21 protein-coding genes and 1 pseudogene are annotated in these 26,964 nt (G+C 61.8%); 16 read left to right on the forward strand and 6 right to left on the reverse strand.

Annotated elements, in window-relative coordinates; genetic code table 11:
* The first annotated feature begins 291 nt into the window (after positions 1-291).
* The 14 genes and pseudogenes from MM194_RS08635 (at position 292) to MM194_RS08700 (ending at position 18,867) form a co-directional block, all read left to right on the forward strand.
* On the forward strand, positions 292-2,196 hold the full coding sequence (locus MM194_RS08635; protein WP_241343335.1) for a fructose-specific PTS transporter subunit EIIC: 1,905 nt from the start codon (positions 292-294) through the stop codon (positions 2,194-2,196).
* A 449-nt stretch (positions 2,197-2,645) separates the two neighbouring features.
* Positions 2,646-4,052 (forward strand): hexose-6-phosphate:phosphate antiporter, encoded by a 1,407-nt coding sequence (gene uhpT, locus MM194_RS08640; RefSeq protein WP_241343336.1) that lies wholly within the window; start codon positions 2,646-2,648, stop codon positions 4,050-4,052.
* Between the two features lie 222 nt (positions 4,053-4,274).
* Complete coding sequence (locus MM194_RS08645) at positions 4,275-4,580, forward strand: PTS fructose transporter subunit IIB (RefSeq protein ID WP_033130333.1); 306 nt, start codon at positions 4,275-4,277, stop codon at positions 4,578-4,580.
* Positions 4,581-5,348 (forward strand): PTS sugar transporter subunit IIA, encoded by a 768-nt coding sequence (locus tag MM194_RS08650; protein WP_033130332.1) that lies wholly within the window; start codon positions 4,581-4,583, stop codon positions 5,346-5,348.
* A gap of 105 nt (positions 5,349-5,453) precedes the next feature.
* Positions 5,454-6,434, forward strand: a complete 981-nt coding sequence (locus MM194_RS08655) for a pseudouridine synthase (RefSeq protein WP_241343337.1) — start codon at positions 5,454-5,456, stop codon at positions 6,432-6,434.
* A 26-nt stretch (positions 6,435-6,460) separates the two neighbouring features.
* The gene (locus MM194_RS08660) at positions 6,461-6,928 is read left to right on the forward strand and encodes an NUDIX hydrolase (protein ID WP_241343338.1); all 468 of its coding nucleotides are present in this window, start codon (positions 6,461-6,463) and stop codon (positions 6,926-6,928) included.
* A gap of 318 nt (positions 6,929-7,246) precedes the next feature.
* Positions 7,247-8,353: a tRNA 2-thiouridine(34) synthase MnmA gene (gene mnmA / locus MM194_RS08665; protein ID WP_241343339.1), complete on the forward strand. Its 1,107-nt coding sequence runs from the start codon at positions 7,247-7,249 to the stop codon at positions 8,351-8,353.
* A 23-nt stretch (positions 8,354-8,376) separates the two neighbouring features.
* A pseudogene (gene hflD / locus MM194_RS08670) lies at positions 8,377-8,985 on the forward strand (high frequency lysogenization protein HflD); the annotation flags it as partial.
* Positions 8,986-9,021: 36 nt separating this feature from the next.
* The gene (gene purB, locus MM194_RS08675; protein ID WP_241343340.1) at positions 9,022-10,392 is read left to right on the forward strand and encodes an adenylosuccinate lyase; all 1,371 of its coding nucleotides are present in this window, start codon (positions 9,022-9,024) and stop codon (positions 10,390-10,392) included.
* Positions 10,393-10,544: 152 nt separating this feature from the next.
* Positions 10,545-11,675: a cupin domain-containing protein gene (locus MM194_RS08680; RefSeq protein WP_241343341.1), complete on the forward strand. Its 1,131-nt coding sequence runs from the start codon at positions 10,545-10,547 to the stop codon at positions 11,673-11,675.
* Positions 11,676-12,092: 417 nt separating this feature from the next.
* Entirely contained in the window at positions 12,093-13,505 is a 1,413-nt protein-coding gene (pykF, locus tag MM194_RS08685; RefSeq protein ID WP_241343342.1) for a pyruvate kinase PykF, read from the forward strand.
* A 148-nt stretch (positions 13,506-13,653) separates the two neighbouring features.
* Entirely contained in the window at positions 13,654-16,974 is a 3,321-nt protein-coding gene (mscK, locus tag MM194_RS08690; RefSeq protein ID WP_241343343.1) for a mechanosensitive channel MscK, read from the forward strand.
* 129 nt (positions 16,975-17,103) lie between these two features.
* Positions 17,104-17,715, forward strand: a complete 612-nt coding sequence (locus MM194_RS08695; RefSeq protein ID WP_241343344.1) for a LysE family translocator — start codon at positions 17,104-17,106, stop codon at positions 17,713-17,715.
* A gap of 150 nt (positions 17,716-17,865) precedes the next feature.
* Positions 17,866-18,867, forward strand: coding sequence for a beta-propeller fold lactonase family protein (locus tag MM194_RS08700; protein ID WP_241343345.1), 1,002 nt, complete (start codon positions 17,866-17,868; stop codon positions 18,865-18,867).
* 118 nt (positions 18,868-18,985) lie between these two features.
* Here the strand turns inward: MM194_RS08700 and MM194_RS08705 are convergent, their stop codons facing one another.
* From MM194_RS08705 to MM194_RS08715, 3 genes are all read right to left on the reverse strand, one after another.
* The gene (locus MM194_RS08705; RefSeq protein WP_238566407.1) at positions 18,986-19,564 is read right to left on the reverse strand and encodes a hypothetical protein; all 579 of its coding nucleotides are present in this window, start codon (positions 19,562-19,564) and stop codon (positions 18,986-18,988) included.
* A 276-nt stretch (positions 19,565-19,840) separates the two neighbouring features.
* Positions 19,841-20,578 (reverse strand): dienelactone hydrolase family protein, encoded by a 738-nt coding sequence (locus MM194_RS08710; RefSeq protein WP_241343346.1) that lies wholly within the window; start codon positions 20,576-20,578, stop codon positions 19,841-19,843.
* 191 nt (positions 20,579-20,769) lie between these two features.
* Positions 20,770-22,008, reverse strand: a complete 1,239-nt coding sequence (locus MM194_RS08715; protein WP_241343347.1) for a uracil-xanthine permease family protein — start codon at positions 22,006-22,008, stop codon at positions 20,770-20,772.
* Positions 22,009-22,315: 307 nt separating this feature from the next.
* Here MM194_RS08715 and MM194_RS08720 point away from each other — a divergent pair, with 307 nt between their 5' ends.
* Positions 22,316-23,344, forward strand: coding sequence for a hypothetical protein (locus MM194_RS08720; protein ID WP_241343348.1), 1,029 nt, complete (start codon positions 22,316-22,318; stop codon positions 23,342-23,344).
* Positions 23,345-23,444: 100 nt separating this feature from the next.
* Here the strand turns inward: MM194_RS08720 and MM194_RS08725 are convergent, their stop codons facing one another.
* The gene (locus MM194_RS08725) at positions 23,445-23,789 is read right to left on the reverse strand and encodes a Grx4 family monothiol glutaredoxin (RefSeq protein WP_033130847.1); all 345 of its coding nucleotides are present in this window, start codon (positions 23,787-23,789) and stop codon (positions 23,445-23,447) included.
* Positions 23,790-24,075: 286 nt separating this feature from the next.
* On the opposite strand from MM194_RS08725, the gene sodB reads away from it, so the two are divergent.
* The gene (gene sodB, locus MM194_RS08730) at positions 24,076-24,660 is read left to right on the forward strand and encodes a superoxide dismutase [Fe] (RefSeq protein ID WP_033130846.1); all 585 of its coding nucleotides are present in this window, start codon (positions 24,076-24,078) and stop codon (positions 24,658-24,660) included.
* A 103-nt stretch (positions 24,661-24,763) separates the two neighbouring features.
* Here sodB and MM194_RS08735 read toward each other — a convergent pair whose 3' ends face one another.
* Entirely contained in the window at positions 24,764-25,573 is an 810-nt protein-coding gene (locus MM194_RS08735) for a VacJ family lipoprotein (RefSeq protein WP_033130845.1), read from the reverse strand.
* An 81-nt stretch (positions 25,574-25,654) separates the two neighbouring features.
* Complete coding sequence (gene ccmI / locus MM194_RS08740) at positions 25,655-26,935, reverse strand: c-type cytochrome biogenesis protein CcmI (protein ID WP_241343349.1); 1,281 nt, start codon at positions 26,933-26,935, stop codon at positions 25,655-25,657.
* Positions 26,936-26,964 lie beyond the last annotated feature (29 nt).

A 26,964-nucleotide genomic window follows, 5' to 3' on the forward strand; every position in this document is an offset into this window, starting at 1 on the left:
CTTCTCTCTCCCGTCCAGACTGGTAGGGCCACGGCAATACGGTCGCAAGGAAATTCCTGCTAACGACATGATTTTATATGTAAAAACCAATTGAATTCGCTAATAGTGCCCAATTCCTCGCTTTGAGATCCCGCTCACACTCGGGATTTTACCGCACAAAAATCCAGTCATTCGCACATTTGTCCGATAGGGTTGCTTGCGCCCCGGCGCGATAATAGTCGTGTCAATTTTGTCTGCATGCCGTGTGCACGGCATGCCAACAGGCTCCATCAAGGGAGCAGGGAGAACGCCATGATCACCACCCTTATCAACGAGCAACTGATCGCGCTCGATTTAAAGGCCAGCCGCAAGGAGGAGGTCTTCAGCGAGATGACCCGCTTGCTGGTCGCCCAAGGCAAGGTCAGCGACGAGCAGCAGTTCATCAAGGACTTGTGGGCCCGGGAAGAGCTGGACAACACCGGCTTCGAGGAAGGCGTAGCCCTGCCCCACGCCAAGAGCGCGGCGGTGAGCACTCCGGCGGTGGCCATCGGCATCAGCCGCAGCGGTATCGATTACGGCGCCGAGGATGGCAAGCCGTCCCGACTGTTCTTCATGATTGCCTCCCCGGCGGGCGGCGCCAATCACCATATAGAGGTGCTGGCCGAGCTCTCCGCCAAGCTGATCGAAGAGGGCTTTATCGACGCCCTGCTGGCGGCCAAGACCCCCGCCGCCGCGCTGGCACTCTTGCTTGAGAAGAGAGAGGAGCAAGCCGCCCCCGCCGCCGACAAGGGCTTCATCATAGGTGTCACCGGCTGCCCGGCCGGCATAGCCCACACCTATCTGGCGGCGGAATCCCTGGAGCGCGCCGCCAAGGAATTGGGTTACGAGGTGAAGGTAGAGACCAATGGCTCCATCGGCGTCAAGAACAGCCCGACCGCGGCCGAGATTGCCCGCGCCAGCGCCATAGTCGTGGCCTGTGACAAGCAGGTGGACATGGCCCGCTTCAACGGCAAGCCGCTCATCAAGACAGGGGTGAAAGCCCCCATCAAGGATGGCAAGGGATTGATCGAGCAGGCGCTGAAGGCCCCCGCCTATGTGGCGGACAAGGATGAGCGCAAGAGCGAGGAGAAAAGCGCTGGCGGCAGCTCCGATCTCTACCGTTACCTGATGAACGGCGTCTCCCATATGATCCCCTTCGTGGTGACCGGGGGCCTGCTGATCGCCCTGGCGCTCGCCATCGGCGGGGATCCGACCCCGAGCGGCATGCAGATCCCGGCAGGGAGCATGTGGAACCAGATCCTCAACGTGGGCGTCGCCGCCTTCACCCTGATGATCCCCATTCTGGCGGGCTATATCGCCTACGCCATAGGTGACAGACCCGCCCTGGCGCCGGGCTTTATCGGCGGCTGGATAGCCAACAACGGCAGCTTCTACGGCGCCGACGCCGGTACCGGCTTCATCGGTGCCATCATCGCAGGCCTCCTGGTCGGTTATCTGGTGCGCTGGATAGCCACCCGCCAGTACCACAAGATGGTGCAGCCCCTGGTGCCCATCCTGATCGCCCCCATCGTCGGGTCGCTCTTTATCGCCGCCGTCTTCATCTTCATCATTGGTGCGCCCATCGCCGACATGATGACCGGCCTGAACGCCATGCTGCTCTCCATGAGCGGCGGCAGCCTGGTGCTGCTGGGGATCGTGCTCGGGGGCATGGCGGGCTTTGACATGGGCGGCCCGGTCAACAAGGTGGCCTTCCTGTTCTCGGTGGGCATGATTGCCTCGGGCCAGACCCAGTTCATGGGCGCCATGGCCTGCGCCATACCGGCGGCGCCGCTCGGCATGTCGCTCGCTACCGTGCTCGGTCGCAAGCTGGGGATCTTCGATGCCTCAGAGATCGAAGCGGGCAAGGCCGCCGGTGCCATGGGTCTGGTGGGTATCTCCGAGGGGGCGATCCCGTTCGCCGCCCGTGACCCGCTCGCCGTCATTCCCGCCAACGTGCTGGGCAGCATGACAGCCGCCGTGATGGCCTTCCTGTTTGGCATCACCAACAGCGTCGCCCACGGTGGCCCCATCGTCGCCCTGCTGGGTGCGGTCAACAAGCCGCTGCTGGCCCTGCTCTGCATGATCTGTGGCGCCATAGTCACCGGCGTGGTGGCGGTTGCCCTGAAAAAACTGCGGGTGAAGAAAACCGACCAGATGGAACTGGCCAAGGCGGCATGAACCTTGGCCACCACAGGCACTTGAGATGACAGTAGGCCACCCCCGGGTGGCCTCCTTGTTTTTGCACGCCCCCCTTTTTGCGAGCCTGACGGCGCCAGCCCCTGCGGCGGCGCACCCATCCAGGCTCTCGGACTCTTGAGCAAACTCTGTGATCCCCTTCACGCTTCACGGCCACAAGCCGCCAAACTAGGAAATTTTCCTAATCCCCCTAGGCATGGCTCTCACGCCATCCACAGCCCGCCTCTTTACAGTCGACCTACCTGATGTAGTTACCCGGCACGCCAAGGTGCGTTCGGGCATGGGTTCAATCGACAGGGGAGCGCTCTGCAGTTCGCCCTCTTCCTGTCGCCCTTCCCGTGGCGTGACCTCCCATAACAGATTGAACGAGTTCAATACACAAATGAGGAACGCGGCGGGAATAGCGTCTATCTCGCAGAGGATGAACGAAGATGTTTAAACTGCTCGAACAGGTCCGGATCCCCACCCTGGACCTGCCGGTCGAAGCCCGGCGCAAGCTCTGGTTCAAGCCATTCATGCAATCTTATCTGGTTGTATTCATTGGCTATCTGACCATGTATCTGATCCGCAAGAACTTCAACATTGCGCAGAATGACATGATCCAGGAGTACGGTCTCTCCATGACCGAGCTCGGCATGATAGGCCTCGGCTTCTCCATCACCTACGGGGTGGGCAAGACGGTCGTCTCCTATTATGCCGACGGCAAGAACACCAAGCAGTTCCTGCCGCTGATGCTGATCCTCTCCGCCCTCTGCATGCTCGGCTTCAGCGCCAGCATGGGCGGCACGGGTTTTAGCCTCTACTTTATGATCTTCTTCTATGCGCTGAGCGGCTTCTTCCAGAGTTGTGGCGGCTCCTGCAGCTACTCCACCATCACCAAGTGGACCCCCCGCAACAAGCGCGGCACCTACCTCGGCATGTGGAACCTCTCCCACAACGTGGGTGGCGCCGGGGCGGCCGGGGTGGCGCTGTTCGGTGCCAACTACCTGTTTGATGGCAACGTGCTCGGCATGTTCATCTTCCCCTCCATCATCGCCCTGGTCGTCGGCTTTATCGGCCTGCGCTTTGGCAACGATTCACCGGAGGCCTATGGTCTGGGCAAGGTGGAGGAGCTGTTTGACGAGGTGGCCAGCGAAGAGGACATCGCCACCGAGGAGCAGAAGCTGACCAAGGGCCAGATCTTCGTGAAGTACGTGCTGATGAACAAGGTGATCTGGCTGCTCTGCTTCGCCAACATCTTCCTGTACGTGGTGCGCATCGGCATCGACCAGTGGTCCACCGTCTACGCCCATCAGGAGCTCGGCTTCTCCAAGGAAGTCGCCATCCAGGGCTTCACCTTCTTCGAAGTGGGCGCCCTGGTCGGTACCCTGATGTGGGGTTATCTCTCCGATCTGGCGAACGGGCGCCGCGGCCTGGTGGCCTGTGTGGCACTGGCGCTGATCATCGCGACCCTGGGCCTCTATCAGCACGCCACCACCCAGTTCATGTTCCTGGGCTCCCTGTTCACCCTGGGCTTCCTGGTGTTCGGCCCGCAGTTGCTGATCGGCGTCGCCGCCGTGGGCTTCGTGCCCAAGCAGGGCATCAGCGTGGCCGATGGCGTCAAGGGCACCTTTGCCTACCTCATCGGTGACAGCTTCGCCAAGCTGGGTCTGGGCATGATAGCCGACGGCACCCCCATCTTCGGCCTGACCGGCTGGACCGGCACCTTCGCGGCGCTGGACATGGCCGCCGCCGCTTGCCTGGTGCTGATGGCCTGCGTGGCCGTCGCCGAGGAGCGCAAGATCCGCCGTATCAAGCGCGAGTTGAAAGCCGCCGAGCTGGCCACCCAGACCGCCTGATAGACAAAGTGTTTCACTCCGTAGTGTGCATTCGGCTCGCCCTTTGGCGGGCCGTTTTTTATGTTGGGCCGCCACTGTCAGCAAATGACACCAGATTGCAGCCACCCACGGTGCATCCTGCCACCACTGCACCGCCAAGATCCCACTTTTCGCCCGCACCTTTGGCAAAATCAGGCCCTTGGCGCTATCTTGTTGCCCCACCTCAATTTGCTTCGAGAGCCCATGAAGATCCTCGCCGTCACCGCCTGCCCCACCGGTATCGCCCACACCTACATGGCCGCCGAGGCGCTGCAAAAAGCCGCCGACAAGCTGGGACTGAAGATCAAGGTCGAAACCCAGGGCGCCATGGGACTGGAGAACGTGCTGACCGCCAGGGACATCGCCGTCGCCGATCTGGTGCTGATCGCCTCCGATATCGAGATCGAACAGAAGGATCGCTTCCTCGGCTGCCCCCTGCGCCAGGTCCCGCTGGAGGCCGTGCTGCTCGATGCGATAGCCGTGCTCAAAGCGTCCATCAGCGGCGCCTGAATGCTGCGCCGCGAGCTCACCTTCTGCTGCCGCCAGGGCCTGACCATCACCCAGGCCAAGCAGCTCTGCCGGCTGGCCGGGCTGTTCAAGTCCCACATCCAGTTCATCAACATGACCCGTCGCCAGAGCGTGGGGGCGGCCAACCAGCTCGCCCTGCTCACCCTGGCCACCCAGCCCGGGGATCTCTGCCAACTGCTGATCGAGGGGCTGGACGCCGAGCTCGCCCACATGGCCTTTACCTGCTGGTGCGGGGAGCTGGGCCAGCCGCTCGGTCGGCCGGGCACGGCCGCCCAGGCCGAGCAGCGCCTTGGCCTCGCCCTGCCCGATTACTGCTTCTCCCTCGCTCAACTCGGCCACGCCAACGCCCCCCTCGACAAGGCCCTGGCCCTGAGGGTGCTGGTGGACTTGCTGCCCGGGGAGCGGGTGCGCGACAGACCCGCGCTGGAGCAGGCCATTCACGCGCGCGAGCAGCTGGCCGCCACCATCATCCGGCCGGGGCTGGCCATGCCCCATGTGATCTGCCCCGCCATCCGCCAGCCCACCCTCTCGCTATTGAGCTGCGATGAGCCCATCCACTGGGGATCGGCGCTCGGCCCGGTCAGCACCCTCATACTGCTGGCCATCCCAAGCGGCCTCGCCCCCGAACAGCTGCGCCCCCTCACCCGACTGGCCCGCGCCCTGATGGACGAGACAGTCAGCATGGCGCTCTTGCACGCAAGCTCCTCCCCCGCCCGGCAGGCCATCGTCATCGAAGGCCTGCTGAGCTGATCAGGCTCATCGACGTTTTTGCGCTGGCGTGAGCCAGCTTCGTTCATCTGCCAGCCGATCCCCCTGTGATACAATCGCGCATCCTCTGCTTTTGGTGTGCATGCGATGAAATCTGCCCGTCCCCGTCTCTCCCTCTCCCAGCGCCCTGCCAAGGGGGCAGTCAAGCCCCGCATTCAGCAGGCTCGCCAAGCTACCGGCACGGAGCGCAAGCCGGAGCTGGCGCCAGCCGATCGCAAGTTGCTGCTGCTGAACAAGCCCTACATGGTGCTCTGCCAGTTCACCGACGAGGCGGGACGGGAGACCCTCAAGGATTACATCCGTGAGCCCGGCATCTATGCCGCTGGCCGACTGGACAGAGACAGTGAGGGGCTCTTGCTGCTCACCAACGACGGCAAGCTGCAGGCCCGCCTCACACAACCGGGGGAGAAGACCCCCAAGACCTACTGGGTGCAGGTGGAAGGGGTGCCGAGCGAAGAGAAACTGGCAGCCCTGCGCGCAGGAGTCGAGCTGAACGACGGCATGACCCTGCCCGCCGGGGCGCGGATCATGGATTCGCCCGCCGTCTGGCCGCGCAATCCGCCGATCCGCGAGCGCAAGGAGATCCCCACCTGCTGGCTCGAGATCAAGATAGTGGAGGGACGCAACCGCCAGGTGCGGCGCATGACGGCCCACATAGGTCACCCCACTCTGCGCCTCATTCGCTACGCCATCGGTGACTGGACCCTGGACGATCTGGCGTGCGGCGAGAGCTGCAGCCTGCCCGCCCCCGAGCTGGCAGCGCTCCCGCGCGCCAATACATCGCGCCGGGACGGCCAGGGAACGCCGGATCGGTCGGTGAAATCGACTACAAACAATAAGATTTACGATAAGTTGCGCAATCAAAATAGGCCGAAGGCAGCACGAGACGCTGCTGGCGCATCGTCGAATAGCAGGCCCCATGGCGCCGAGCTCGGCCTCGCCCCGTCCCATCCCGCCAAGCCGGCCGACGGCAAGCCCCGCAGCACCGGCCGCGGCACCGCCCGCCGTCCGGCTCGCGCCAGCAACGGCAACGGCAACGGCAACGGCAACGGCAACGGCCAATCTTGAATGAACACGAGAGACAAGGAGTCCTTATGACTGATCACCCCCCGCTGCCCGCCAGATTGACGGTGGCCGCCCTGGTGCACTGGCAGGGCCGCTTCCTGCTGGTGGAGGAGGAAATCGCGGGCAAGCGCCGCTTCAACCAGCCCGCCGGCCATGTGGAGCCTGGTGAGAACCTGATCGAGGCCGCCTGCCGCGAGCTGAAAGAGGAGACCGGGCTCTGCGCCCGTCCCAACGCCTGGCTGGGGGTCTATCTGTTCAAACCGGCGGACAGCGAGGCCACCTTCGTGCGCACCGCCCTGGTGTTCGACCTTGAAAAGGCACCGGGTCAGCACCATCCAGAGGATCCCGACGGCGACGTGCTGGCCTGCCACTGGCTCACCCTGGACGAGATCGCCGAGTGCAAACCGGCCCTGAGAAGTCCGCTGGTGTGGCAGTGCATCCAGGATTATCTGGGGGGCACCCGCCTGCCACTGTCGGCGCTCAAGGCCTTTATTTGAAGCCTGTCCACGATCTTACTGCGAGGCCGTGATCAAGGCTCATGTGCTGCTCGCTTGTTTGTAATCAGGAAAGCTCATGTGTATTTACACACTCCGGTTCCTGCGCTGCTCTTTACCGAGCTTCCGACCTCTCGTGACAGCTCCTGAACAGGCCATTTAGGATCATTTGGTGCCATTTCTTTCATCATGGTGCCGACAAACAGAAAAACGATTTCCCGTCGCCGGGCTCCCGAGGGGAACGGCGGCAGGGAGATGTGACCGGGGGCGCAAAACTCTGGTAGAATACGCCCCGTTTAAACGAACTGGTAACTTCGACTAATGACAGACAACAGCCAAATCAAGGTGATCGTCGGCATGTCCGGCGGCGTGGATTCTTCCGTCTCGGCCTACTTGCTCCAGCAGCAGGGTTATCAGGTCGAAGGTTTGTTCATGAAGAACTGGGAAGAAGACGACACGGACGAGTATTGCTCTGCCTCCCAGGATTTGGCTGACGCTCAGGCCGTCTGCGACAAGCTGGGCATGAAGCTGCACACCATCAACTTCGCCGCCGAGTACTGGGACAACGTGTTCGAGCACTTCCTGGCCGAGTACAAGGCGGGCCGCACCCCGAACCCGGATATCCTGTGCAACAAGGAGATCAAGTTCAAGGCGTTCCTGGAGTTTGCCGCCGAAGAGCTGGGTGCCACCTACATCGCCACCGGCCACTATGTGCGCCGTGACGACAGCACTGGCCGTCCGCGCCTGCTGCGCGGTCTCGATGGCAACAAGGATCAGAGCTACTTCCTCTACACCTTGAGCGAAGCTCAGGTCGGTCAGAGCCTGTTCCCGGTCGGGGATCTGGAGAAGCCGGAGGTGCGCCGCATCGCCGAGCAGCTCGATCTCGTCACCGCCAAGAAGAAAGACTCCACCGGCATCTGCTTCATCGGTGAGCGCAAGTTCAAGGACTTCCTCGCCAAGTTCCTGCCCGCCCAGCCCGGCCCCATCGAAACCGTGGATGGCAAGGTGATCGGCGAGCACCAGGGTCTGATGTATCACACCCTGGGTCAGCGCAAGGGGCTCGGCATCGGTGGCCGCAAAGACGCCACCGAGGAGGCCTGGTACGTGGTGGACAAGGAAGTGGAGCGCAACGTGCTGGTGGTGGCGCAGGGCGAGCATCCCCGTCTCTACTCCGACGGTCTCATCGCCAGCCAGCTGCACTGGGTGGATCGCACCCCCATCCGCGCGCCGCGCCGCTGCACCGTCAAGACCCGCTATCGCCAGGAAGACATCCCCTGCCTCATCCAGCCCATCGACGACCAGACCATTCGGGTCATCTTCGATGAGAAACAGGCGGCGGTGACCCCGGGGCAGTCTGCCGTCTTCTACGACGGGGAAGAGTGTCTGGGCGGCGGCATCATCGAACAGCGTTTCAGCCATCCGGTTTGAATCCTTAACAGAAGGCAGCAGACGTGAGCGACAAATTCCAAGACAGAACAATGGCTTTCGCCGGCATCTGCCAGGCGGCCTATCTGGTGCAAAAAGTGGCCCGTGATGGCAGCTGTGACGAGGCCTCCCTGCGCGAAAGCCTGCAAAGCGTGCTGGTGACCAATCCCAAACAGCCGCTGGAAGTGTTCGGCAGCCACCTCGCGATCCGCGACGGCTACCGCGCCCTGGTGGAGCAACTCGGCACCAGCAACCAGAAGAACGCCGAGCTGACCCGCTACGTGGTCAGCCTGATTGCGCTGGAGCGCAAGCTCGCCAAGCGCAAGGACATCCTCAACATGCTGGGGGAGCGGATCGGCCAGATCGGCCGCCAGCAACAGCATTTCGATCTGCTCGACGAGCAGATCCTGGCCAACATGGCGAGCATCTACAGCGATCTCATCAGCCCCATAGGGCCGCGCATCCAGATTGCGGGCACCCCGCTGTTCCTGCAACAGCCGCTGGTGCAGCACAAGGTGCGCGCCCTGCTGCTGGCGGGCATCCGTGCCTGCGTGCTGTGGCGCCAGCTTGGCGGCAGCCGCACCCAGATCATCTTCGCGCGCAAGAAGATGGTGGAACTGGCCAAACGTTTTTGAGTTTCTAACCCCCCACACACATCAGGAGTTCACCCCATGGAGCTGTCCGCGCTGACTGCTGTTTCCCCGATTGACGGTCGTTATGGCGACAAGGCCGATGCCCTGCGTCCTATCTTCTCCGAATTCGGCCTGCTGCGTTTTCGCGTCGAAGTCGAGGTTCGCTGGTTGCAAAAACTGGCAAGCCACGCCGGGATCCCGGAAGTCCCAGCCCTGAGCGCGGCCGCGAGCGCCCTGCTCGACGGCATCGTCCTCAACTTCAACGAGAGTGACGCCGCCCGCATCAAACAGATCGAGCGCACCACCAACCATGATGTGAAAGCGGTGGAGTACTTCCTCAAAGAGAAGGTGGAAGTGGACCCGGAGCTGGCCGCCATCTCCGAATTCATCCACTTCGCCTGCACCTCGGAAGACATCAACAACAACTCCCACGGCCTGATGCTGAAAACCGCCCGCGACGAGGTCATCAAGCCCTATTGCGAGAAGCTCATCAGCGAACTCAAGCGCCTGGCCCATGAGTACCGCGACATGCCGCTGCTGTCCCGTACCCACGGCCAGCCGGCGACCCCGAGCACCATGGGCAAGGAGATGGCCAACGTCGCCTATCGCCTGGAGCGCCAGTACAAGCAGATCATGGCGGTCGAGATCCTGGGCAAGATCAACGGCGCGGTCGGCAACTACAACGCCCACGTCAGCGCCTACCCGGACGTCGACTGGCACCAGTTCTCCGAGGAGTTCGTCACTTCTCTGGGCCTGACCTGGAACCCCTACACCACCCAGATCGAGCCGCACGACTACATCGCCGAGCTGTTCGACGCCATGGCCCGCTTCAACACCATCCTGATCGACTTCGACCGCGATGTATGGGGCTACATTTCGCTGGGTCACTTCAAGCAGCGCACCATCGCTGGCGAGATCGGCTCCTCCACCATGCCCCACAAGGTGAACCCCATCGACTTCGAGAACTCCGAAGGCAATCTGGGTCTGGCCAATGCCGTGTTCCAGCATCTGGCTTCCAAGTTGCCTATCTCCCGCTGGCAGCGTGATCTCACCGACTCGACCGTACTGCGCAACCTCGGCGTCGCCGTCGGCTATTCCCTGATCGCCTATCAGGCGACTCTGAAGGGGATCTCCAAGCTGGAAGCCAACAGCGCGGCCATGGCCGCCGATCTGGACGCCAACTGGGAAGTGCTGGCCGAGCCTATCCAGACTGTGATGCGCCGTTACGGCATCGAGAAGCCCTACGAGAAGCTGAAAGAGTTGACCCGTGGTCGCCGCGTCGACGCCGAAGGCATGCGCACCTTTATCGACACCCTGGAGCTGCCAGAAGAGGTGAAGGTAGAGCTGAAGAAGCTGACCCCGGCCAACTACCTCGGTCAGGCCCAGCGTCTGGTCGATCTGCTGAAGTAAGCGGCTAAACCGAACCGGCGGGGGCTCTGTCATGACGGCAGGGCCCCCGTTGATTTTGGCCCATTCGATAGCGTCATAGGCTATCGGGCCATTTCAGAGCCCTTGCCCAAGCCAAGTTTGGGCAAGATCTCTCACAAGATACGAGAAGCACCATGTACGAACTCAATCTGGATATTGCCCACTTCCTCGAGCACCATTGGCAGAAGCGCCCGCTCCTCATTAAGGGTGGCTTCAAAGACTTTCAGGATCCCATCAGCCCGGACGAGCTGGCGGGCCTGGCCATGGAGGAGGTCATCGAATCCCGCCTGGTGACCCGTTTCGACGGCAAGTGGGAAGCCGCCCACGGCCCCTTCGAGTCTTACGATCACCTGGGGGAAGAGAACTGGACCGTGCTGGTGCAGGCCTGCAACCACTGGGCCCCCGAGGTCAACGAGCTGGCGCTGCCGTTCCAGTTCATCCCGGGCTGGCGCTTTGACGATGTGATGGTGAGCTTTTCCACTCCTCATGGCGGCGTCGGCCCCCACATCGACAACTACGATGTCTTCATCACCCAGGGTCAGGGCAAGCGCCACTGGCGCGTCGGCGATGCAACGCCCCGGAGCGAGTTCGCCGCCCACGCGGCCCTGCTGCACTGCGAGCCGTTCGAGGCGATCATCGACGTCATCATGGAGCCGGGCGACATCCTCTACATCCCGCCCGGATTCCCCCACGAAGGCTACGCCATCGAGCCCTCCCTGAACTTCTCGGTGGGCTTCCGCGCGCCGGACGCCAAGGCGCTCATCTCGTCGTTTGCCGATCACCTGATCGACAACGAGGTGCGTACCGAGCGTTATGGCGATCCGGACCTCAAGCCCCGCGCCCGTCACGGCGAGATCCTGCCCCACGAGATGCACCGCCTGCGCGAATTGATGCAACAGGCGCTGGACGACGAGACCCTGTTCAAGGAGTGGTTCGGCACCATGATCTCCGAGGCCAAGCACGATCTGGACGTGAACCCGGTCGAGCCTGACTACAGCGCCGAGGAAATCGCCGATCTGCTGACTCAGGGCGAGCCCGCCATCAAGGTGCCGGGCCTGCGCTCCGTCTGGTTCAGCGGCGACAACCAGCAGTGCTACATCGACGGCGAAGCCTGGACCCTGCAGAGCGAAGACGCTGCCGCCATTTCGCTGCTGTGTGACAAGGACATCATCACCCAGGTCGACATGGTGGAGCTCGCCGATCAGGCCGGCTTCCTGCAACTGCTGACCCGGTTGGTCAACCGCGGCTACTGGTTCTTCGGCTGATCCCAAGCCACGGGATCATCCGCTGCTGATCATATAAATGAGAGGCGCCGCTGGTGACAACGGCGCCTTATTTTCCCTCAACGAGCTTCCTTTATGCCCCTCCCGCTGGCAACCGACGGCCTCCTCACTACACTTGGTGGCGGCTCGGCCATAAACCGCCGATCTCCCCCTCAGCCCTGACGTCGTTGTTGGTTATTTAACAACATCCGTTCGAAGCCGATACGCTCGAGGAAGGGGAACCAAATGGGCTGAGATCTGGGAAACCAATTATTTTAGCCCCTAAAATCAACAGTGAGCGAAAACGTTATCTTGTGAAATGAGGCGGTTTTAGCTCAAAACGTTGTTTCTGGATCATAAAAAGTATCCAAAAACTGGTGTATATTGCTCGGCGGAAACTCCTTAACCATGAAGACTCCCATGAAAAAGACCAAAATCGTCTGCACCATCGGTCCCAAGACCGAATCCAAAGAAATGCTGACCAAGATGCTGGATGCCGGCATGAACGTCATGCGTCTGAACTTCTCCCACGGTGATTACGCCGAGCACGGCACCCGTATCAGCAACCTGCGTGAAGTCATGGCCGAAACCGGCACCCGCGCAGCCATTCTGCTGGATACCAAGGGTCCGGAAATCCGTACCATGAAGCTGGAAGGTGGCAACGATGTCTCTCTGGTCGCTGGCCAGACCTTCACCTTCACCACCGACCAGACCGTGGTTGGCAACAAAGACAAGGTCGCCGTGACCTACGCCGGCTTCGCCAGCGACCTGCGCGTCGGCAACCGCATCCTGGTGGATGACGGCCTGATCGGTCTGGACGTCATCGAAATCACCGAACGTGAAGTCATCTGCAAGGTGCTGAACAACGGTGACCTGGGCGAGAACAAGGGCGTCAACCTGCCGGGCGTCTCCATCAAGCTGCCGGCCCTGGCCGAGAAAGACAAGCGCGATCTCATCTTCGGTTGCGAGCAAGGCGTTGATTTCGTTGCTGCGTCCTTCATCCGCAAGAAAGAAGACGTGCTGGAAATCCGTGAGCACCTGAAGGCCCACGGTGGCGAAGCCATCCAGATCATCTCCAAGATCGAAAACCAGGAAGGCCTGGACAACTTCGACGAGATCCTGGCCGTATCCGACGGCATCATGGTCGCCCGTGGCGACATGGGTGTGGAAATCCCGGTTGAAGAGGTGATCTTCGCCCAGAAGATGATCATCACCAAGTGCAACAAGGCACGTAAAGTGGTCATCACCGCCACCCAGATGCTGGATTCCATGATCAAGAACCCGCGTCCGACCCGCGCCGAAGCTGGCGACGTGGCGAACGCCGTGCTGGATGGCACCGATGCCGTCATGCTGTCCGGTGAGTCCGCCAAGGGTAAATACCCGCTGGAAGCCGTGACCATCATGGCCACCATCTGCGAGCGCACCGACGCCGTGATGCCGTCCAACCTGTCTGCTGCCAACGACAGCAACAAGCTGCGCATCACCGAAGCCGTCTGCAAAGGCGCGGTAGAGACCTCCGAGAAGCTGGATGCCCCGCTGATCGTGGTTGCCACCGAAGGCGGCAAGTCTGCCAAGGCCATTCGCAAGTACTTCCCGAAAGCCTGGATCCTGGCCGTCACCACCAACCAGAAAACCGCCGCCCAGCTGGTCCTGACCAAGGGTGTGATGGCTCACGTGGTTGACAGCATCGCCTCTACCGACGATTTCTATCGCATCGGTAAAGAAGCGGCGCTGGCCAGCGGCATGGGTCTGAAGGGTGACGTCGTCGTCATGGTTTCCGGTGCCCTGGTGCCGAGCGGCACGACCAACACCGCCTCCGTTCACGTACTCTAATTCGTACTGAACCGATGAAACGGCGCCTTCGGGCGCCGTTTTTTTTATGTTGCCCTCTGCTTCCCCTTCCCGGCCGGTGTTAGAATTCACGCGGATTTCCCCCCTCGAGGGAAACCTCCCAAATTTCGCGTAATAACCCGGAAGTTATATGCCCTCAACACAGTTCAGAAGAGTCTCGGCCACCCTGTTGCCGCTGCTCTGTTTACTCATCAGCCTCTGCGTCCCGCAAGCCATGGCGCAGGATCTGCCCCAACGCGCCACGGTACAACGAGCGCTCGATGCCCTCGGCAAGTCGGAGACCCTCACCGTCAACCAGCAGGCCGATCAGAAGCTGCTGACCGACACCCTGAGTCTGCTCGACAACATCGAGAAGGAGCAGGCCAAGGCCAAGGCCCAGACCCAGCGACTGCGCACCCTGCCCACCGAGCTCAAAGAGATCGGCGCCAAGCTCGATGGCCTCAGCCAGGACAAGAGCCCGGAACAGCTCAAGAGCGAATACGCCAGCATGAGCCTGGCAGAGCTGGAGAGTCGCCAGACCGAGATCATGGCCAACCTGCAGGAGGCCCAGGAGGCCCTCGGCACCATCGGCAGTCAGATCACCAGCCTGCAGACCCTGCCCGAGCGGGCCCAGGCCAACATGAGCCGCGCCTATCAGCGCAGCCAGGAGATCCGCTCCCGCCTGAACTCCGGTGACAGCATCAGCAGCGCCGAGAAGATGAAGCTCAATACCGAGCTGGTGTTGCTGGACTTGCAACTGGCGAACCTGCAAAAGGAGCTGGATAACCGCACCAGCATGCAGGATCTCGCGGTCAAGCAGCGCGACTACCAGAGCGCGCGCCTCGCCAGCGAGGAGCATAAGCTGCTGGCGCTGCAGGAGCAGAGCAGCGCCAAACGCCTCGGCGACACCGAGAAGGCCGCCGAACAGACCGGTGAGCTGGTGGCCATCGCAGACAACCCGCTGGTGCAAAAAGAGCAGGAGATCAACTACCAGCTCAGCCAGCAGTTGATCGCGGCCACCACCAACCTGAACTCGCTCGCACAGAAAAACCTGCAGGCCAAGAGCTGGCTGGAGCGCGGCACCCAGACCGAGCGCAACCTCAACGAACAGGTGCAGATGCTCAAGGGCAACCTGCTGCTGTCGCGCATCCTCTACCAGCTCTACCAACAGCTGGAGGCCGCGCCCTCCACCCTGGTGAAGAACCTGGAGGAGCAGATAGCCGACCTGCACCTGGCCCAGTTCGAACTGAGCCAACAGCGGGATCAGCTGTTTCAGAAGACCCAATACCTGGACAACCTGGTAGCCAGCAGCAGCGAGCCGGTCAGCGAGGAAGACAAGGCCAGCCTCGCCAAGCTGCTCGACACCCGCATCAGCCTGCTCGATCAGCTCAACCGCCAGCTCGACAGCCAGCTGACCAATGCCATCAGCTTGCAGCTGACCCAGCAGCAGTTGACCCGGGTCTATGCCTCCATCGAGTTCACCCTGCAACAACACATCTTCTGGGTCAGCAGCAACAAGCCCATCGATGGCAAGTGGTTCATCAACTGGCCTGCCCAGGCCTACAAGCAAGCCTCCGACTGGGTGCTCAAACCCGACTGGAGCGGTTGGGGCGAGGTGCTGTTGCCGGTCTCCCTGCTCGCCTTCCCGCTGCTGCTGGTGGGTGGTCTGCTGCTGTGGAAGCGGCCGACCTTCCTCAAGCGCCAGCAGGCGATCACCAAGGATCTCGGCCGTTTCCGCCAGGACAGCCAGTGGCACACCCCGCGCGCCCTGCTCTACACCGTGCTGCAGCGCCTGCCCGGCAGCCTCTTCATCCTGGCCGCCGGCCTTTGGCTGACGTACTGTGGTCTGCTGAGCCCCAAGCTCATCTTCCAGATCACCCTGAACCTGGCTATGGGCTATCTGGTGTTCAGCGTCTACCTGTCGGTGATGCGTCCCGGCGGCATTGGCGAGTCTCACTTCCGCCTGCCACGAGCCGAGCTGCAAGCCAAGCGCAACAGCATGCGCTACCTCTGGTTCCCCCTGCTGCCGCTCATCATGCTGTCGACCAAGGCCGTGGTAGAACCTTCGTCTCTTGGCAACGACGTGATCGGGCAGGCCCTGACCCTGTTGTTGCTCGGCCTGACCGCCTACCTGGTGCTGCCCATCTCCCGCGCCCGCATCAAGGGCGAGGCCAGCATGGTGCAGACCCTGACGGCGGTCGCCCTGGCGCTGGCCCCATTGGCGCTCATGGTGCTGGCGGCGCTGGGGTACTACTACACGGCCCTGAAGCTGACCGGCCGGCTGATCGAATCCTTCTACCTCATCATCATCTGGGGCCTGGTCTACCGCACCGCCCTGCGGGGTCTTGAGCTGGCGGCCCGCCGCCTGGCCTATCGCCGCGCCGTCGCCAAGCGGGAGCACAGGTCCCAGGAGGATGCGGAAGGGGGCGAGGCCATCGAAGAGCAGCCCATGGATCTGGAGGATGCCAGCCAGCAGTCCCTGCGCCTGACCCGGATCATGCTGCTGCTGGTGTTCGGCGTCGCCTTCTACTGGCTCTGGTCCGATCTGGTCGCCGTATTTACCTATCTCGACAGCGTGGTGCTCTGGCACAAGAGTGAGGGCACCGGCGCCAATGCGGTGCTCTATCCCATCAGCCTGAGCGATGTGCTGACCGGCCTGTTCCTGTTCGGCGCGGCCTTGTCCCTTGCCCGCAACTTGCCAGGCCTGCTCGAGGTGCTGGTGCTCTCCAAGCTGCGCCTCGCCCAGGGCACCGCCTACGCCTTCACCACCATGCTCAACTATGCGTTGATCGGGATAGGCAGCCTGACGGCGCTGGCCATGCTGGGAGTCCAGTGGGAGAAACTGCAATGGCTGGCCGCCGGTCTCTCGGTGGGCATCGGTTTTGGCATGCAGCAGATCGTCTCCAACTTCATCTCCGGCATCATCATACTGTTCGAGCGTCCGGTGCGGATCGGCGACACAGTCACCATCGGCACCATCTCGGGGACGGTCAACAAGATCCGCATCCGCTCGACTACCCTCACCGACTTCGACCGCAAGGAGGTGATCATCCCGAACCAGCAGCTGATGATAGAGCGACTGGTCAACTGGTCCCTGTCCGACACCGTCACCCGGGTCATCGCCCGGGTCGGGGTGGCCTATGGCTCGGATCTGGAGCTGACCCGCAAGCTGTTGATGCAGGCCGCCACGGAGAACAGCCGGGTCTTGAAGGATCCTGCCCCCATCGTCTACTTCCTCACCTTCGGCGCCAGCACCCTGGATCACGAGCTGCGCTTCTTCGTGAGCGAGCTCGGTGATCGCAACCCGGCCATCGATGAGCTGAACCGCCGGATAGATGTGCTGTTCCGTGAACACAACATCGACATCGCGTTCAACCAGATGGATGTCCACATCAAAAACAGACAAGGGGATGAGCAGAAGATAGAGTCCCGCCCGGCCCTGCCGCCGCCCAATGGTGGCAAGCCGGCCTGATCCCGACCTCCTGCCCATGCAAACAGGCTCCTCATTGGAGCCTGTTTTTTACCCGGGCAGCCGGACTTGAAAGCGGGAGCAAGCCCCCAATATAGGGAAGACAACGGAATGTCACCCACGAGGATCGCAATGGACTATCTCTACGCCGTGGTGCTCTTTGCCATCTCGGCATCGGTCACTCCAGGCCCAAACAACATCATGGTGATGAGCGCCGGTGCCAACTTCGGGATCAGGCGCAGCCTGCCGCTGCTCATGGGGATCTGCGTCGGCTTCACCCTGATGCTGTTGCTGGTAGGACTGGGCTTCGGCCAGCTGTTCAGCCTCTTCCCCAGCCTGCACCTCGTCATCAAGTGTGTGGGCACCCTCTATCTGCTCTACCTGGCCTGGCTGATTGCCCGCTCCGCCGACGAGGTGACGGGAGACGCCTCTGCCCGCCCCCTGGGGTTCCTCAAGGGCGCCCTGTTCCAATGGGTCAATGCCAAGGCCTGGGTGGTCGCCACCGGTGCCATCGCCGCCTTCACCAGTGCCGGTGCCGGCTTCTACCAGCAGAATCTGACCATAGCCCTGACCTTCTTCATCGTCTCCTTCCCCAGCGTCGGCGCCTGGCTGCTGTTTGGCACCCTGCTCAAGCGCTGGCTGACGAGCCCCCGCGCCCGCCGCTACTTCAACCACGCCATGGCGGCGCTGCTGGCCCTGTCGGTGCTGCCCGTCATCCACGAGATCTGGGGGCAGTTAGGCTGACCATCTCCGTAGAGGAAGGTCCATAGCGTGGTGCAAGGCTTGTTGGATACCAGGTCCTATCCATGCGACCATCCCGTCAGATCCTTATCCCTTTTCCCAGTGACATGGCGGCAACCCCATCATCGCCCCCGTCACTATCAGGAGCCTGCCATGCAGCAAGTGGTTTATGTCGCCAACCCGGTGAGCGGGTTTATTCATGTCTTTCAACTGAAGGACCATGAGCTGGTCCCGCTGCAAGAAGTACAGACCGGGGGGGAGGTGCAGCCGCTGGTCATCAGCCCGGACAAACGCTGGCTCTACGCAGGCGTGCGGCCCGACTTCAAGGTGCTGAGCTACCCCATAGCGGCGGACGGTCGGCTCGGGACGCCGGTATCGGCCCCGCTCGCGGGCAGTGCTTCCCACACCTGCACCGACGCACGGGGCAAGCTGTTCTTCGCCGCCTCCTACGCCTTCAACCACGTCAGCGTCTCGCCCATGGATGCCGCCGGTCGGGTGCTGGCGCCACATCAGCGCATCGATAAGCTGATGGCCGCCCATTCGGTGACCCTGCTGCACGATAAGCAAGGCCATCAGGAGCTGCTGGTCGCCTGCCTCAAGGAGGATGTCATTCGCCGCTTCACCTTGAATGAACAAAACCGGCTGGAGCCCCATCCCCTGGGGGACATTCACACCGCCACTGGCGCCGGGCCCCGTCATCTGGCGCTGCACCCGACCAATGGCGATCTCTACTGCCTCAACGAACTCGATTGCACTCTCAATCGCTACCACAGGGCGGCGGATGGATGCATCAGCGCGCGGGAGAGTCTGGACATCATGCCGGCAGGCTATGAGGGGGAACGTTGGGGGGCGGACATTCACCTCACCCCGAACGGCCGTTATCTCTATACCTGTGAGCGGGCCAGCAGCCTGCTGACCTTGTTTGAAGTCGATGAAGAAGATGGCAAGCTGACCGCCCTCGCCCACTTCCCGACCGAGCCCTGCCCCCGCGGTTTTGCCATCGACCACAGCGGCCACTATCTGGTGGTCACCGGGCAGGAATCCCAGGATCTGGCCCTGCACAGCATCGCCCCCGAGACGGGGTCTCTGACGCTGTTATCCCGCCAGCCAGTTGGGAGAGGGGCCATGTGGGTGAGGGTGTTGGCGCTGGAGTGAGGTACCGGCGGCATGCCCCATCGGGTCCATGTGCCAGCAGGGGAATGAGTGCCTTGAATAACAAGACGCGGTGCTCACCAGAGCACCGCGTCTTCAGAGGTTGCAAGCAATACGGGTATTATTTGGTGCCGTTGAGTTCGTCATCCGGCCAGTACTTGTAACCCTGCATGGTGGCTTGCACCGCGACACCCTTCTCGGTGAGCTGATACATCTTCACCTTCTGGAAGTCGGCGTTGGCCGCCTCGCTGACCACCACCTTGCCATCGTCGGCGGATTTCGCCGCCACATCCGCCTGGGCACTGGCATCGAAGCCGCTGGTGATGAATCTGTCCAGGGCGGTGGCATCGTTGAAGATGATCAAGGCCTGGAATTTCTTGATCCCCATACCCACCCCCATCCCGGCGGTTGCCATCTTCATATAGGTATCACGGCCGGTCCGGTTGTCACGCAGCACGCCATAGCCGCTGCCCGCACTGATCAGTAGCAGGTTGTTGTTAACATTGGCAAAGACGGCATAACCCTTGGATCTTGCCACTTCCTGCCTGATGTTCGGATTCTGTCCATACAGCGTGGACAGCGTCTGTTGACGCATCTGCTGAATGTGGTTGCGCTGCTCGGTAGGGGTGTCTCCCTTGGAGGCACAACCCAGCAGCAGCACCATGATCAAAATCGGACTCCATAGACGCAAGTCACGCATGTCATTACTCCTTCGCATATAACCACAGGGATAAGGCTTTCATCCTGTATGGACAGCCCATCTCCTTATCCAGGACAAGTCTGAGGCAATTCCAGTGACCCACTATCAGTGATCAGAGTCCGGTGCCTCATCGACTCTCACCAGATACGAATACCTCATTGAATGAGTATAACCAGCTTCCACTGAACTTCTGCGGGCCCTCCCGCCAGCTGCATCCTAAACAGGTGCAGATACAAGGCATTAGCGGCTTGGTCATGGCAGCCACCAAAGGTGGCCCTACCCCTTGGTCACCTCGCCGAGAAACTCGGTGAAGCGCCGCCAGGATTTGGCATCGGCATCGGCGCGGTAATTCTCGGAGCCAAAGACGCTAAACGCATGGGGGGCGCCGCTGTAACTGATCGCCTCATGCTTGATGCCCGCGCTCTCCAGCTCGGAGATAAGCCCAGCGAACTGATCAAGCGACACCGCCTGATCCGCGCTGCCATGCTGGATCAGCAGGCTGGCCTTGGTCTGCTTGTAATCCTGCCCAGCTGGGGTCTCAAGCCCACCGTGCACGCTCACCACGCCCTTGAGATCGGCGCCGCTGCGAGCCAGCTCCAACACGGCGGCCCCGCCGAAGCAGTACCCGAGCGCCACCGCGTTGTCGAGGCGGCCACCGAGTTTGCCCGCCTCGGCCAGGGCCCCGGCGAGCAGCTTGCGCATCCTGGGTCTGTCCTGATAAAGAGCGCCGGTGAGCTTCTTCTTCTCCTCCACGGCGGTCGGCCTAACCCCTGCCCCGAACAGATCCACCGCGAACACGCTGTAACCGAGCGCCGCCAGCATCTCGGCCCGCTTGATCTCGTACTCAGTCAGGCCGTCCCAGTCGTGTACCAGCAGCACCAGCGGGGCCTGCTTGCCGGCCGCCAGGTAGTAGCCCTCAAACGGCTGCCCATCGACCGCGTAGCGCACCGCGCCAGCCTGGGCCGCTCCACCCCATATCAGCCCCAGCAGGGCCAGGATCCATACCTTCTTCATCGCCATCTCCTCGATCGTGAACGACGCCCATGATTGTAGTCGCCAGGCTCTAGGGCCGTGTGTCGGGACGCCGGCTCCTGCGACAGGCCACCGAACCGGGGGAAACCGGGCTAGATGAGGCTGAGCCAAAAATAAGAGAGGCCACCCTAAGGTGGCCTCTTGGCGAACACGGATGGAGGATGGGCAGCGCCTTAATCCTTGGCGGCATCCATGGCGCCAGTCTCGGAGTGCGCAGGCAGGATCAGGTTCAGCAGGATGGCGGCCACCGAGGCCAGACCCACGCCCGCCAGGGCGAAGTCACCTATCTTCATCTCCAGCGCGCCGACACCCACGGTCAGGGTCACGGCGACGATGGCGATGTTACGGGACAGGCCCAGATCCACCTTGGACTCCACCAGGGTCTTGAGACCGATGGCGGCGATGGATCCGAACAGCAGCAGCATGATACCGCCCATCACCGGCATGGGGATGGAGGTGAGCAGCGCATTGAACTTGCCGAAGAAAGCCAGGATGACGGCGAACACCGCGGCCCAGGTCATGGTGACCGGGTTGAAGTTGCGGGTGATCATCACGGCGCCTGTCACTTCGGCGTAGGTGGTGACGGGGGGACCACCGATGAAGCCGGCGAAGCAGACCCCGATGCCGTCACCGGCCAGGGTGCGGTGCAGACCCGGGTTCTTGGTGTAGTCCTGCCCGGTCACGCCACCGATGGCGAGCACGCCACCAATGTGTTCGATGCAGGGGGCTATGGCCACCGGTAGCATGAACAGGGCAGCAGCCCAGTTGATCTCCGGGGTCTCGAAGTGAGGCAGCGCCAGCCAGGGGGCGTTGGCCATGCCCTCGAAGCTCACCTGGCCCATCAGCACCGCGGCCACATAACCGGCGATGACGCCGGAGAGGATGGGGATAAGCTTGATCCAGCCCTTGCAGAACACGGCCGCGATCAGGGTCACCGCCAGGGAGATCCCCGCCAAGGTCAGCGCGGTGGCAGGCGCCACCACCTGCTCACCTCCGGCCCGACCCATCGCCATGTTGCAGGCGACCTGGGCGACCGACAGACCGATCACCATGATCACCGGGCCAATCACCACGGGTGGCAGCAGCTTGTGCACGAAGCCCATGCCCCGCACGCGGATCAGCGCCGCCAGGATGAAGTACATGAAGCCGGCGGCAAACAGACCGAACATGGTGGACGGCAGTCCCCAGGTCTGGGTGGCGTAGATGATGGGGGCGATGAAGGCGAAGCTGGAGCCGAGGAAGATCGGCACCTGACGACGGGTGCAGAGCTGGAACAGCAGGGTGCCTACACCGGCGCCAAGCAGGGCCATGGAGGGGTTCAATCCGGTGAGCAGGGGCACCAGAACCATGGCACCGAAGGCGACAAATAGAATTTGCAGCCCGGCGACACTTTGCTTGACCAAGGAAAACATGGGTGTCCTTAATTTTTTGATGACTGACAGGAATAATTGACACTTTTCAGTCATCACAACACATTTTCAAGGCGTGAAATGCGCAACAAGGCGTCATTTGTTACCTTTTACTGCTTGGGGAGGGCATGAAACTGGCTTTTTAGGCGGGATTCGTTGCTACAAGCATCGAATACGCGATTTTACGCACTTTTATGGCCAACGCAAAACGTTTTTCCAGCGAGATCGTTTTGTCAACAGTCGATCCGGGTCTCGGAGGAGGGTCGCTCTATACTTGATTCCGTCAACCCAGCCGGACAAGGAGTCCCCCATGCCACAGCCCCCCTTCAAACCCAGCCAGCGCAAACTGCTACTGGGATCGGCCATCGCACTCGCCCTGTTTGCCAGCCCGTTCAGCTATGACTTCGCCCACCACGAATGGCAGTTGAGCCAGGCCCATGCCAAGTCCTGCTTCATCGCCGGCACCCGCATCCTGATGGCCGACGGGAGCGAGCGGCCCATCGATAGCCTGCAGGCGGGAGAGCGGGTGCAAGACCAGTACGGCCAGGTCAACCGGATCCTGACCATAGAGCGGGTCATGCTGGGCAACAGGAAGCTCTACGGCCTCAACCATCTGCCTCCCTTCTTCACGGCGGAGCACCCCTTCCTGAGCTCCCGCGGCTGGGCGGCCATCTCCCCGGCCATGACCCGCACCGAGCTGCCGACCCTGACCGTGCTGCCGCTGTTCACCGGCATGCGCATCCTGTGCGGGCCGACGACGGGCGCTATCACCGGCAATCTGGCGCTGGCCCCCCAATCGTGCGAACTGTTGGTCGAGTCGCTGTACTCCGTCGAGTGCCCCCCCACCACGGCGCTGTTCAACCTGATCCTGGATGGCAGCCACAGCTATATCGCCAACTCGCTGATCGTTCACAACAAAGGGGGGGACGGGGGTAGCGGCGGAGAAAGCGGTGGCAGTGGCAGCAGCGGAGGTGGTGGAAACAACAGTGGAAGCAGCGGCAACGACAGCAGCCATGGCAGTAATGACAATGGCAAGGGCGAGCACGCCGGGGGCGATCGCCATGCCGGTGGTGACAAACATGCGGGCGGAGAGCGTCACGCCGGTGGCCGAGTGGACGACAACGGCGTAGACGCCGTCGATGCCAACGGCAACAAGCTCAGGGGGGACGGCACCCTCGACGACAACGGGATGGATGCGGTCGATGCCAACGGCAACAAGCTCAGGGGGGATGGCACCCTCGACGACAACGGGGTGGATGCGGTCGATGCCAACGGCAACAAGCTCAGGGGGGATGGCACCCTCGACGACAGCCTGCTGCTGCCACCTAAAAAACAGTAACAAACCGCGAGTGGCCGGCTTGTGTGGCCAGCAGTAGATAACACCATGATAGAAAATGGGGAGCCATTAGCTCCCCATTTTGCATGATCCGGATGCGACCTTATTCGGCGGCGGTCTCATCTTGCTTGTGCTTGGCGGCCACTTCCTTGATCAGGGTCTGCAGCTCACCGGCCTGGAACATCTCGATCATGATGTCGCAGCCACCGACCAGCTCCCCTTCCACCCACAGCTGGGGGAAGGTGGGCCAGTTGGCGAACTTCGGCAACTCGGCACGGATGTCCGGGTTTTGCAGGATGTCGACGTAAGCAAAGGGCTCACCGCAGGACATCATGGCCTGGGAAGCCTGGGCAGAGAAACCGCAGCTGGGCAGCTTGGGGGATCCCTTCATGTAGAGGATGATGGGGTTGTCAGCCAGTTGCTGTTTGATCTTTTCGATAGTTTCCATAGGTGCCTCACTAGAGCGATTTCGGCGGCCATTCTACTGCAAACCGGGCAGACCACAAACTGGCAAACCATGCGAAGTGCAAGAAGATATGGGTCAATAAGCGGCAGCTTGATCCAAGTCATGGCGAGAATCAAGAGTTGTTAGCCCATCTTTGATACTGCTACAATCCCTTGGCTTTGGGCCTTCCGGCCCCCTATTTTAACAACAATTCTTTTCAAAATAGAAAAGAATACGCAATGTCTTGCAACCGTCGCCTTCGCACGGCCCAGCCAATGGAGAGTAGAAAATGGCTTTCGAACTTCCCGCTCTGCCCTATGCAATCAATGCTCTGGAACCGCACATCTCCCAGGAGACCCTGGAATACCATCACGGCAAGCACCACAACACCTACGTGGTCAACCTGAACAACCTGGTGCCGGGTACCGAGTTTGAAGGCAAGTCTCTGGAAGAGATCATCAAGACCTCCACTGGCGGCATCTTCAACAACGCCGCCCAGATCTGGAACCACACCTTCTACTGGCACTGCCTCTCCCCGAACGGCGGTGGCGAGCCTACCGGCGCCTTGGCCGATGCCATCATCAAGGCCTTCGGCTCCTTCGCCGAGTTCAAGGATGCGTTCACCAAGTCTGCCATCGGCAACTTCGGCTCTAGCTGGACCTGGTTGGTGAAGAAAGCCGATGGCTCCCTGGCCATCGTCAACACCTCCAACGCCGGCTGCCCGCTGACCGAAGCCGGGACAACCCCGCTGCTGACCGTCGACCTGTGGGAGCACGCCTACTACATCGATTTCCGCAACCTGCGTCCGAAGTACATGGAAACCTTCTGGACCCTGGTCAACTGGGAATTCGTGGCCAAGAATCTGGCTGCCTGATAGCCCGCTCTTACCAAAACGCCCCGCATCGCGGGGCGTTTTTTATGGTAGCAATAAAACAAGAGAGGCGCCCACGGACGCCTCTCTTGTGCTTCAGGAAGGGTTACTGGTCTATCTCGTCCAGATACTCGTCCAGGTTGCTGTCATCTTCCTGGCCCTTCTGCTGCTTGAGCTCAGGCTGGCGACCACTCACTTTGCCATCGTTGTACTGCAGGTAGAAGTCCTTGGTGAGCGCATAAGGGTCGAGCGCGTTGTCGATGATCCGCTCCTGATCGATCAGCTTGGCTCGCGTCCCCACCCCGTCTAGCGCCCAGTGCACCACCCGCAGCGGGAAGGTCAGCAGGGCATAGGGGAAGTAGATGGTATCTATGGTATCGCCGACCAGCTCCCGGGTAGTGGTCGGGCCGTAGACAGGTACCATGATGTAGGCGCCATCGCCGATGTCGGCCTTGCCGAGCACGGTATCCATCTCCAGCATGTTGCGCTCGAGGCCGGCATGCTTGGCCACATCGAAGATCCCGAGCAGACCCACTGTGGTGTTGAGGGTAAAGCGGCCAAAGTTGGTACCCGCGCCTTTCAAGTCACCGGTGAGCAGGTGGTTGACCATGCTGCTCGGCTCGTCGAAGTTATCCACGAAATTGTCGATGCCGTCCTTCACCCCCTGCGGCACGTAGCGGGCATAGCCGTGCACCACAGGACGGGCCACATAGGGTTCAAGCACATCGTAGTTGACCGCCCACATGGCCCGGTTGGCGCCCTGAAAGGGGTCACGGGGATCGCTGGCCGTGCTGCTGGCCTCGGGACGGTTTGGGGTTTCTTCGAGATCCAGGCTCTCTGGGCCCGGCTTGGGAGGGCCACCCGCACAGCCCCCCAATAGCAGTGCCACTGCCAATGCTCCTGAACGCAGATACATATGAAAGTCCTAAGCTTTTTATTTTGAATCAGTCTGAATTATAGGCGGCCCGCCCCATCCCGGGGTCGGGCCAAGAGGGTATTAGAGGGCGTGATCGATGCGGATGTCAATCGGCGCTGTAGGAATTGAGGTCGTCGGTACTGTGACGGAGACCCCTTCGAAGGCCCCTTCCTTGTTCATGACGTTGCCGCCACGGGACAAACGGGCCTTGAACTGCAACTCAGGATAGGCAGCCAACTTGCTGCCCTCCATCATGGCATCCCCATCACCGAGGGACAGGGTCAGCGGGAAGCCGGGACCCGGAATACGCTTGACCGCGATCGGCATGGGCGGACCGTTGGGGATCACCGCAAACACGAACAGGTGAGCGTCTTCCGGCAACTGAATGCCCGGTGCCAGGGTGATGTGCAGCGGGAATTCCCCTTCCTTCACCGCCAGCATCTGAGCCGGTGCCTGCGATACAGCCTGTTCACTCAGGGTGGCCGGGGCGGCGGTCGGGGCTATGCCGCGCTGGCGCAGCTGTTGCTCGGCATACTCGATGGAGCGCTCCACCATGGCATGGCGGGTCGAGCCTTTCTCAAGCAGCGGCAACATGGCCCGCCAGCGGTCGAGCGCGGTCTGGAAGTCCTCTTTCTGCAGCGCCATGAAGGCATAGACGGAGCGCGCCTCGATGTTTTTCGGATCCTGGGCGATGGCGGCCTGCAGCAGCTGTGCCGCCTGCGCCTCCTCCCCCGTCATCATCAGCGCCTGAGCATAGGGCACCGCCACCATGGCTTTTTGCGGGGCCAGGCCATAGGCCCGCTCCAGCGCCTCGCGGGCCATCTCGGGATCGTTGCCATCCAGGGTCAGCCGACCCAGCAGCAGCCAGCCACGGTAATCGTTCGGTTCATCCTTGAGGCGGGTGCGCAGCCCCAGGGTGAAGTCCAGCAGATCCTGCTCGGTCACCTCGGCATCGCGCTCCACCAGGATGCGGTTACTCAGCTCCCCGAGCCGGCTGTTGGCATCCTGCCAGCGGCTCACCTCTTGCCAGGCACCCAGCTGGTAGTAGAGGCCGAGGCTCACCACCACCAACACCAGCACCCCCGGGATCCACACCAGGCTCTTGCCGCTGCGGGCGCTCTGCTCCACGTCGGGGATGTCGTCAAGCAGGCTGCGCTGCAGCTCCACCAGGGATTCCGACTCCTCCGCCAGCACGCCCTGGTCACGCTCCTCACCGATCTCCAGCACACGCTGGCGATAGAGCTGTTTGTTGAGCGCCGAGCGACTGATGCTCTGGCTGCCCTCACCGCGCCACAGCGGCAGGATCAGCGCCAGGCTCACCAGCGCCAGCAGGGCCGCAGTCACAATCCAAAAAGCGGTCATGGTTTCTCTTCCTCTTTGAGCAGGGCGGC

The organism is Aeromonas sp. MR16, from assembly GCF_022549315.1.
Classification (GTDB): Bacteria; Pseudomonadota; Gammaproteobacteria; order Enterobacterales; family Aeromonadaceae; genus Aeromonas; species Aeromonas aquatica.